At 31.9% G+C, this 10,789-nt stretch carries 7 protein-coding genes; 6 read left to right on the forward strand and 1 reads right to left on the reverse strand.

The features are described from left to right. Nucleotides 1–105 precede the first annotated feature (105 nt). Nucleotides 106–1,206 (reverse strand): type 2 periplasmic-binding domain-containing protein, encoded by a 1,101-nt coding sequence (locus EXC55_RS02725; RefSeq protein WP_129623140.1) that lies wholly within the window; start codon nucleotides 1,204–1,206, stop codon nucleotides 106–108. An 88-nt stretch (nucleotides 1,207–1,294) separates the two neighbouring features. On the opposite strand from EXC55_RS02725, the gene EXC55_RS02730 reads away from it, so the two are divergent. The 6 genes from EXC55_RS02730 to EXC55_RS02755 all read left to right on the forward strand — a co-directional run bounded on the left by EXC55_RS02730 (nucleotide 1,295) and on the right by EXC55_RS02755 (nucleotide 10,352). After that, complete coding sequence (locus EXC55_RS02730) at nucleotides 1,295–3,130, forward strand: ABC transporter permease subunit (protein ID WP_129623141.1); 1,836 nt, start codon at nucleotides 1,295–1,297, stop codon at nucleotides 3,128–3,130. Next, the gene (locus tag EXC55_RS02735; RefSeq protein ID WP_223211681.1) at nucleotides 3,115–3,942 is read left to right on the forward strand and encodes a phosphate ABC transporter ATP-binding protein; all 828 of its coding nucleotides are present in this window, start codon (nucleotides 3,115–3,117) and stop codon (nucleotides 3,940–3,942) included. The genes EXC55_RS02730 and EXC55_RS02735 overlap by 16 nt, the downstream gene beginning before the upstream one ends. A gap of 3 nt (nucleotides 3,943–3,945) precedes the next feature. Next, on the forward strand, nucleotides 3,946–4,647 hold the full coding sequence (locus tag EXC55_RS02740; RefSeq protein ID WP_129623142.1) for a phosphate signaling complex PhoU family protein: 702 nt from the start codon (nucleotides 3,946–3,948) through the stop codon (nucleotides 4,645–4,647). Between the two features lie 204 nt (nucleotides 4,648–4,851). Beyond that, entirely contained in the window at nucleotides 4,852–6,705 is a 1,854-nt protein-coding gene (locus EXC55_RS02745) for a M3 family oligoendopeptidase (RefSeq protein WP_129623143.1), read from the forward strand. Between the two features lie 3 nt (nucleotides 6,706–6,708). Further along, nucleotides 6,709–8,493, forward strand: coding sequence for an ABC transporter ATP-binding protein (locus tag EXC55_RS02750; protein WP_129623144.1), 1,785 nt, complete (start codon nucleotides 6,709–6,711; stop codon nucleotides 8,491–8,493). Nucleotides 8,494–8,504: 11 nt separating this feature from the next. Further along, on the forward strand, nucleotides 8,505–10,352 hold the full coding sequence (locus tag EXC55_RS02755; RefSeq protein WP_129623145.1) for an ABC transporter ATP-binding protein: 1,848 nt from the start codon (nucleotides 8,505–8,507) through the stop codon (nucleotides 10,350–10,352). The last annotated feature ends 437 nt before the right edge of the window (nucleotides 10,353–10,789 follow it).

The raw sequence follows: 10,789 nt of genomic DNA on the forward strand, positions 1-10,789 counted from the left end.
AGACAAAAAAATAACGTTTGAAACACGTTATTTTTTATTGCAAAATTTGGCAAAAATTTAAATTGTTTTTAAAATTCATTTTGTAAAACGAGGTAAAAAAATACTTTATTGATAATCGGGTGTTAATGTTTTCGCGGCTTTTGCTAGTTCGCTTCAGTTTTGTTCGTCATCAGCTTCTAAATTAAAAATTGTTTTCAACAAATTTGCATTTGGTGCACTTAAACTATTGTTGGCATAAACTTTCATTATTTCAGGTTTAACTCTATTTGTAGGGCTTAAAAAACTAGTTAACAAACTAAGTTTTTTCGGTAAATTATTTAATAATGAAAAAGATAAATAGAAAAATCTTGTTCAACCGTAAGTTTCTTCTTCAGGTTTAACTAAAACTGTTTCTTGTTTTTGCTGAACAAGCACAAAATTTGGTTTTTGTCAAAGTGACTTGTTATTTTCTAAAAAACCATAACTAAAAAAAGCCATTTTACTTGTTGCATTACTATTTAAAAAGTCTGGCATTGCTTTGGCGTCTGATTCGTCTAAATTAGTAATACTTACTTTAGTATTACCCAAAGTATTTCTTAAGTATGATTGCGCATTCGGACTTGGCACAATTTCATTGACATAAGGATTGTCTTTAACAAAAGTTTCTGCTTTACCACTTACATTGTAACCGCCAGCTCTATAAAATACAGCAATTGGGTAATTTTGATCTTCAGGTAGTTTTTCGTTTTCAGCAAGTAAATCATTAATCATAAGCTGATAATCACCACCAAAAGCATTAATTATTTTTTGTCAATTTGTGTGGTCAAAGAAAAAATGTTTTTTAACGTCAGCTGGTTTTACTTGTAATAAAAACGCCATTTTTTCTTGTGCAACTGGCACTGTCTTGATTTTTTGCGCTTTTCATTTAGCTTTATTTTCTTCACTCATCGAATTATGTTCGCCAACAGGATTTTTTGATAAAGCAGCAAAATCAGTACGGGCATTCACTAAATTATCGATTCCTGCTGAGGAACCGAGTGATTCAATATCAGCTAAATAACGATCATTTTTGTAAATAACTTTCGAAAGATCGTTTAAAAATGATCACATACTAGTTGAACCCTTAAAGGACACAACTTTAGAACTGCATGAAAGAGTTAAAACAACTGGTGAAGCTAGAACTAATGGTGTTAAGAAACGGCCAAAACGAGCAAGTTTTTTCATCATGCACAAATTATAAATATTTTTGCATTATGCTAGTAAATTTAGACTTTTTGTTTGCAAAATAAAGTTTTTTTATTATTATTCTTAACAAATGAAAGAGCACAGGAAAAATCAAAAAAACGAGGCAGTAAATAAGCACATTTCGCTTACTGTTGTGCTTGTTTGCTTGTCCTTATTTATTGTTTTCTTATTCTTTATTATTTATCGTTCAGGGTATGCCTTTTCTTACTACAAAGGCCAAATTTTTAATCCTGTTAATCCAACTAATGGTGCTTTTAGTGGTGGTATTATTCTACCAATAGTAACTACTTTTTTAGTGGTGATTTTAACTTGTTTAATTGCATGTCCAGTTAGTTTAAGAGTAGCGTTTTGGCTTAATTTAAGAGTGCAAAATCAAAAGTTTTACTTAAGAACGAAATTTTTCTTAAGAATTTTTAGCGGCCTTCCCTCTGTTATTTTTGGTTTGTTTGCACTAATGGTCATTTCAAAGTGAATTAAGAGTGCATTCGGTTTAAGTAGTGGTACCAATTTGCTTAATGCGATTTTAATGCTCGCAATTATGTGTTTTCCTACTATTACAAACGCAATTTTAGTTGCCTTAGAAAACATTAGCTGAGATTTAAAATTTGCTGGAAAGGCACTCGGTCTTAATAATTCGCAAATTTCTTATAAAATCGTAAAAAAAGCCATTCGAGCTGATATCTGAAGAGCATATTTACTTGGTTTTGCCAAAGCAATTGGAGAATCGGTGGCTTTACTTTTTATTCTGAAATCGCAAAATTATCTCACTTTTTACCAAAAAGGTTTTGCCGCCACTTTAACCTCATCGCTTAAAACAGTTGGTGCTTTGTTACCAACCAACTTTTTTGCTGAAAATGGTGGTGATGAACTCAGAAGTTTAATGTTTGCACTTGGTCTCATTTTGTTTATTATCATCACAATTGTTAATTTAAGTTTTAATGCTATTATCACTTCGCGTCGAAAAATCAAATTAGAATTTGCCAATAAAGCTATTTTAAAGCTGCAAACGAAAATTAAAAATCGTAAAGTAATTAATAGAGTTTACCACTGATATCATCTTTTAAGTGAATTAGTGGCAGTAATTTTAGTTGCTATTTGTTCCCTTTGAATTGTTGGAGATGTTCTTATTAATGGCCTTAAGTATTCTCTTGCTAACAGTAACACTATTGTTGGTAACGCGGGCGATTCAACTCTCCGCGCGTTAGCTAATACAATTGTAATTAGTTTATTGGTTTTAATTTTTGCTATGCCAGTTGCCTTTTTTGTAGTTGTTTATGTGAGCGAATATTTAACAAGCACCAAAATCAAAAATGCCTTTTATTCTTTCATTGATGCCTTTGCGTCAATGCCGTCAATTTTATTTGGTTTATTTGGTTATACAGTTTTTATTTCACTTTTTGGTTTTAGTGCTGGTGGTAAAACTTCACATTCATTATGAGCTGGAATTTGTACCATAGGTATTTTCATTTTACCTTTTGCCATTAAGAATATCCAAACTGCGTTTGCGTCAATTGATAAGGATTTAAAACTAAGTGCGCAAGCTTTAGGTTTATCAAAAGCGAAAATTATTTACAAAATTATTTTGCCTAAAATTTGGCCATCTTTAGTCAATGGTTGAGTGTTAATGACTGCACGAATCGCTTCCGAATCAGCACCATTTCTACTCACTACCGGAATGAACAATTCACCAAGTTTTTGTCTTACTTATTTTGGTCAAACTATTACAACCAGAATGGTAGTGCAGTTAAATAGTACTGCTGCAAACGCAGTGGCAATTATGTACGAATGTGCTTTTATTTCACTTTTGTTCTTTAGTTTTCTTTTTTATGTTTCAACTTACATAACACCTAAACTTAAAAATTTTAACTTTAGTTGAAAGAGGTTTATATTATGGAAAAAAACGTAAAACCAATGCAAACAAATGCATCACTTGCTAAAACAACACAACCAATTTTCAAAATTGAAAATTTAAATTTTTGGTACAACTACAAAAAAAAGCAAGCCCTTTTTGCAATTAATTTACAACTCCCAATGCATAAAACAATTGCTTTCATAGGCCCATCAGGTTGTGGTAAGAGTACTCTCCTCAAACTTTTTAACCGAATTAATGTGGAAGACAAATCCAATAGTTATGAAGGTAAAATCTTGTACTGACATAATGATAATTATGTTGATCTAAAAGACACTAAAGCTCTTAGTAATATCGATTTGCGTCAAGAAGTTGGCATGGTGTTTCAACAACCAATAGTTTTTCCAGTTTCAATTTATGAAAACATAGCCTTAGGATTAAAAAACATTGGTATTTACGACCAAAAAATTCTTGACCAACGTGTTGAAGATGCGCTAAAAAAAGCTGCGCTTTATGATGAAGTTAAAGATAAATTAAAAGAAAGCGCTGACCAATTATCAGGTGGCCAAAAACAACGTTTATGTATTGCTCGTACGATCGCGCTTGCGCCAAAAGTAATTTTAATGGATGAACCAACTAGTGCACTTGACCCGATTGCAACGCAAAAAATCGAAAATTTAATTGTTAGTTTGAAAGAATATTACACCATTATTATCGTTACGCACTCAATGGCACAGGCACAACGTGTTGCAGATGAAACAGTTTTCTTCTTAAAAGGTCAAATGATTGAACAAGCACCAACACGTGAAATGTTTACAAATCCACAAAACTCTAAAACTAGAGATTACATTATGGGAAAGATTGGTTAAAAAATGTCTGTCAACTATAGTTTATTAAAGAAAAGCGAAGAAAACTTAAAAGAATTCTTTTATTCGTATATTTCGCATTCCATTAAAATGCACGACCAAGTTCTTAGTTTAATTGAAAAAGCACGAACTAAGGATGAAACTATTCATGATGCAATGAAAACTTTAACGGAAATGGAAAATTTTAGTGATCACGTGCAAGTGGATAACGTAAACGAATTACTATGAGATTTATCAAAAGACCAACCAATGTTGGATCATTTGCGCTGATATATTTGTGTGTTAAATTCTTTAGGCGATATCGAACGTATTAATGATTATTTATTCTTTTTAGGTAAATTTTTTACCAAGTATCACCACATGATGAGTACTGATACTTTAGAAATTGCCGTTACACTAAATCAAAAATTAAATGAACTTTTTCATAATTTTCTTAAATATGCTCGTCGTAAACAGGCAAGTAAATTTTTTGAAGTTTTTCAAAAAGAAAAAAATGATTACAAAGTTTTTTGTGACAAAAAAATTGAAGAGTTAGCTTTGAAACTTGAACAAGAAAAAATTAACATTCAAATCATTATCAAATTATCTTTCGAATTGCATTCACATTACCGAATTGTAGAGCGGATGGAGAACATTTTGGAAAATTTAGTTTTCATTAATGAACCAGAATATTTCCAAAAAAAACTTAGTCAAAACGAGCAAATTTAAATCTTAAAAGTTTGTTTTAGCCAAATTTAATTAATGTTGTTTTCATATATAATAATTTACAAATTTTGCATTTTCTAATGTAATATTTTTCTATTTTTTGCAAAATTAAATTACAAAAAAAGTCAAGTGCAAAATTTTTTTTCAATTTAACGAATATATCTATGTTGTAGAACTATATTCGTAATTATTTAAGAAAGGAGAATGATGAAGCAATACAAAAAAGTCGCTGATGTTGATGACAAGTATAAATTTGATCTTGAAGCAATTTTAGAAAATAAAACTTTTGAACAATTGCTTGATGAATTAAAAACTTTGAATGAACATCTCATAGCGATAAAAGATAGTAAATATGATACAGTTGAAGCTTACGCTGCGTCATTCGAATTAGCAGCTCGTGCCGGCGTGCTATCAAATCGACTTTACAATTATGTTTCTAATCACCTCAACCGTGAACTTACAAGCTCACTTTATCGTTCTTACGAAGTTAAGTTGAACCAATTGAGTGAAGAATTTAATCAAAAGTTTGGTTCAGAACAAGTTAGATTTTTCCAAAATGTTGAGAAATTAAAACAGTGAGTTAATCACCCTGTACTAGCTCCATACAAAAAGATAATTGAATCTGAGTTAGAAAATTATGAACACAAACTAGATGATAAGGTCGAAGAATATCTAACACAAATTCAAACTGGCGAACCAAATTTAGAAGATATTTTTACTGTGCTATCAGATAGCGAAACAGACTATGGCACAGTTGTAAACGCAAAAGGTAAAAAACTTCCTTTAAATCATGCGACGAGACTTAAATATCTTAAAAGCGCTGATGGCGAACTAAGAAAAAACACTGTATTAGCATGAAATAGAGCAATTTTCAAACATAAAGACACTTTGGCAAATTTGCTTTTCCAACAATTTCGTTCTTTGAATGTAGAAGCTAAGACAAGAAAATATAAGTCAGCAATAAATATGTTGACTAATGCTGATAAAGTTGACGATGACTTACTCCAAATTCTCTTTTCTAAAATCTCATCACTCAATTCTCTTATAGCTAAATACAGAAGAGCTCACAAGAAGTTTTATGAAAGCGCATTTGGGGAAAAGTATAATCAAAAGTATGATTCTGCACGCGAATTAGTAAAGGTTAAAAGCAATTATAGTGTTGAAGAAATGCAAGCTTTAGTTTTAGAAGCTTTAAAACCATTTGGCGAAGAATACTATAATGTAGTTTCAAAAGCAATTTATGATCGTTGAGTCGATTATATGACTATTGAAAACAAAGTTTCTGGCGCATATTCAATTGGTGGTCATTTTGGCATTGACAAAAAATACATTTTAATGAATTTTGATGGTCAATTTGGTTCGGTGGAAACTTTAGCACATGAATTAGGGCATTCGATGCATTCATATTTTTCTGATCAAAACAATGACTTTTATAACAGTCAATATCCAATCTTTTTGGCAGAAATAGCTTCAATTTTCAACGAAGAAATGTTATATGACCACGTTTTAAAAGCAACGCAAAGCGACAAACTAAAATTTCAATTGTTAGAAGAAAGAATTCGCGGTTGAATAGGTACCGTGCAACGCCAAATTATTTGAGCTAACTATGAATATAATCTCTACCAAGGTATTGAACAATACAAAGTTAATCCAACCTACGAATCAATTTCAACGCTTTATTTTGAAAATTTAAAAAGATATACTGAAAAACCAAAACAACTAAAATACGAACCTGAATTTTTAGTAGCTAGTGTTGATGTACCGCATTTTTACTATGGATTTTACGTATACAAGTATGCTATAGGACAATTGGTAGCAAGTTACTTTTTCCACAACTACAAACTCAAAGGCGAAACTTATTTGCAATACTACATTGATAACTTTTTAAAACAAGGTGGAAATGATTATCCACTAGAAATTCTTAAAAAAGTAGGTGTGGACTTAAAAAGTGATGCATTCTATGAAATTGGCTTCCAACATTTTGAACAAATGATTAATGAATATATTAAGTTAGGTGAAAAACTATTTTCGAAACCAAAACGTCCAAGGAAAAAAGAATAAATAATGATTAAACTTATTAAAATGTTACCCCGCAAAATTAAGTGATGTTTTCTTTTGGGAGCACTTCTAATTTTCCTTAATGTTATCTGCGCGATTATTTTTCCAAATATTATTTCGCAATTTATTCGCTTAATTTTTAATGAAAATAGTAATGAAACAGTTAGTTTAACATTTTTTGATGGTCTTATTAACTTTAAACCGGCGCCATTGTTGCTCGTTCGTAATTATTTAATTATTGCCGTAGTCTTGGTAACTGTACTTAACATAATCTTTAGCTTCGTAGGAAATTTAGTTGTTATTTATGCCTCTGAATCAGCAAGTAAGTTTTTTAGAATTTCACTGTTTGAAAAAATTCAAAAACTCTCACTCAAAAATATCGCTGACTTAAAGAGCGAATCGATTATTACTCGTGTTTCAAACGATGTAGGAATTTTCTGAGAATTTTTAGTTAATGGTTCAACCATTTTAGTTCGTGGTATTTTTCTAACTATCGGTAGTGCAGTTTTAGCTTTCCTAGTTGATGTGCAAATGGCAACCGGTGTTGTGATTGTGATTCCTGTGCTTACTGTTTTAATTTTAATTGTCGGTAAAATGTCAGGCCCAAGAATGAAACAAGCACAAAAAACTGTCGAAGTGTTAACTAAAGACATCACAGAAAACATCAACGGTATTCGTGTAATTAAAACTTATAGCTTAGAAAATCAACACCAAGAAGCATTTACCAAAAACAACCAAGTTTGATACAGAATTATGTATCGAATTGAAATTCTTTTTGCAACTTTAGGTCCAGTGTTTTTGACTATCATCAATTTATTGATTTTAGTAATTTATTCAATTGCCGCAAAACAAACAATGGCACAAGCAGCATCAAACCAAACTTTAGTCGAATTAAATATTTTTATCGATTATCTTTACAACATTAGTTTTGGTATTATGATGACAGTTATGTTTCTTGTGTCCTTCTTTAGAGCCAAAATTTCAGCTGGTAGAATCAACCAAATCTTTGAAGTGATACCAGAAAATGTGATTCGTCCTGAAGGCGGTGAAATTAGTCAAAACTACGATTTAACCGTACAAGACTTAAGCTTTAAATACTACGATACGCAAGACAAACACACATTGAAAAATATTTCCTTTAGATTACCGTATCGTCAAACACTTGGTATTATTGGACCAACAGCTGCTGGTAAGTCTACCTTGGTAAATCTTTTAATTAACAATTACCTTTATAAATATGGTTCTATCAAAATTGGCGACCAAGAACTTAATGATGCCAAAACCAAAAGTATTCATGATGTCGTTGGAATTGTTTACCAAGAAGCGTTGTTGTATACCGGTACAATTCGTTCGAATTTATTAAAAGCAAAACCAGATGCCACCGATGTTGAACTTGAACAAGCTTTGCGCGATGCTTGTGCCTGAGAATTTGTAACTAAATTCGAAGATAAACTCGATCATGTTGTTGTACAAGGCGGGCGAAACCTTTCTGGTGGCCAAAAACAACGTTTATCAATTGCTCGTACGTTGTTACGGAAACCAAAAATTTTAATTCTAGACGATTCTACTTCTGCGCTCGATAATATTACTACCAAAAAAGTGATTGAAAATGTGCGTACAAATTATGACTGCACTTTGATTTTAATTTCACAAAAAATTGGTCCATTGCGCACTGCTGACCAAATTATGATTTTAGAAAATGGCACCATTACAGCTTTAGGCACTCACGAAGAACTGATTCAATGTTCACCATTATATAAATCAATTCACCAAAATCAATTAGACCAATAGAAAGGAGCAAAATGGCGAAAAATTTAAACTCAACTACTCGCGATAAACAAACCAAGAGTAAACAACAAAAAATGTCAACTTGACAACTACTCAAACGCTTTTTCTCTTTTCTAGAGAAAAAAGACCAAAGAATGGTGATTGTCGGTATTTTTGTCGCCCTGTTATCATCGGCTTGTTTAATTATTGCCACCTTACTGACTGGACTAGTAATTACTAAGTCGTTAACACCAGCCATTGTAGGTTTAGAAGCCTTCAATGTCACTAGATTTGCAATTTACATTGCTGTGATGGGTGTTTTATTTCTTAGTTATGCTGTTGCGGGCTACTTCCAAAATCGCATTTTTATCAACATTTCGTACAAAGCAGCCACACAAATGCGAAAAGTAGCAATGGATAAATTGCTTTTTATGCCAACTGCTTTTTACGACAAAGAAATGGCAGGTGACTTAATTCAATCGTTAGTTACTGACATTAGTAATGTTTCTAACACAGTTACTAAGTTAGTGAGCCAAGTCTTTGCTAATTTATTTTCAATTATTTTCGGACTCTTTTCTTTATTCTTCATTTCTTCAATTCTAGCTCTAATTATTATGGTTTCGCTCGTTTCTTTCTTAGCAGTAACCATTCTGATGATTCGCAAAGCACGCCCAGCGATGATTGCAACGCAAGCGGCTTTTGGTGAAATTAACGCTTATGTGGAAGAAATGTTACGAAACACCAAAATTACCCAAACTCTCGACAACCAAGCTCAAGCCCAAAGCGATTTCAACACGATTGCGCACAAAATTTACAAACATTCCTTTGTGGGCGACTTTTACCAAAGAATATTTGATCCTTGATTTATTTTTGCTTCAAATATTACTGTTATTATTGCCATTATCTTGGCACTAGTGTTTAAACTTGGCGGTGTGCCTACCTTTGGTTTGCTTTACAAAGAAGCTGACGCCGGATTTGTGGTAGCGCTAATTTCCCAAGTGTTCACTATTAATGGCACGATTCAACAAGTGATGTTGCTCTTCTTAACAGTACAACTTGGTCATGCTTCTTCACAACGTGTGTTTCGAATTACTGATTTGATCCCTCCTGATAGCAACCAACCAACTGTGCCATTGCCTGCAGGCACCAAAGGTGAAATTCGTTTCCAAAACGTGTTCTTTAAATACAATGAAAACTCACCAACATACCAACTTAACGATGCAACTTTTTATGCTAAACCAGGCCAAACCATTGCTATTGTTGGCCCAACTGGCGCTGGCAAAACCACTATTATTAGCTTATTATCTAAGTTTTATTACTACAATCAAGGTTCAATCACCCTTGATGGCATTGAATTAAACCAAATTGATAAACACGATTTGCGTGACATTATGGCCGTAGTACTCCAAGATTCCTTTATGTTTAATGACACTATTTTAAACAACCTTAAAATTGCTAAGCCAGAGGCAACACTCGAAGAAGTGCGAGAAGTGACTCGTTTAGTTTCGGCAGATGATTTCATCCTCAAACTAAAAAATGGTTATGACACCGTCTTAGAAAATAATGGTGCCAACTTATCGCAAGGTGAACGTCAACTTTTAGCCATTGCACGCGCTGTGTTAGGTGATAAAAAGATTTTGATTCTAGACGAAGCTACCAGCAACGTTGACTCAAACACCGAAAAAATTATTCAAACTGCATTGCAAGATACAATTATGAAAAACAAAACTTCGATTGTGATTGCCCACAGACTTAGTACAATCAAGAATGCAGATTTAATTTTAGTTGTGGAAGGCGGTCGTATTATTGAAAAAGGTAATCACCAAGAATTAATGGCACGACAAGGGTACTATTGAAATCTTTACCAAACACAATTTAATTAAAATTAAGGTATTGATAGACAGACAAAAAACCTTAATTAACAAAAGACAAGAACAAAGATTTCTTGTCTTTTTTATTACTTAAAAATAACCTTTTTAGTACCTTCAACACAGCCTTGTTAAACTGTTAAAACTTAAGATTTTGGGACGCAAAAATTAAAGTTTTTTAGGCAAAAATACACAAGTAAAATTACTTATATTTAGCTAAAAAAAAGTGCTAAAAAAATAAATATGTTAATTTTTCATAAAATTCTAATATGCCTTTATTATAGAGTTTATTGCATTTTAAATAGTTTGCGAATATACCTAAATTGAATCAAGAGCGCTTTTTTTTTTTTTTTTGCAAATTAAAATTTTTGCACATTACATATATAAATAATAAACTAATAAAAAATATTTATTTATATATTTGCTTCCCGTCTAGTGGGGGAAAGGATAGT

This window comes from Mycoplasmopsis columbinasalis, from assembly GCF_900660705.1.
Taxonomy (GTDB): domain Bacteria; phylum Bacillota_I; class Bacilli_A; order Mycoplasmatales; family Metamycoplasmataceae; genus Mycoplasmopsis; species Mycoplasmopsis columbinasalis.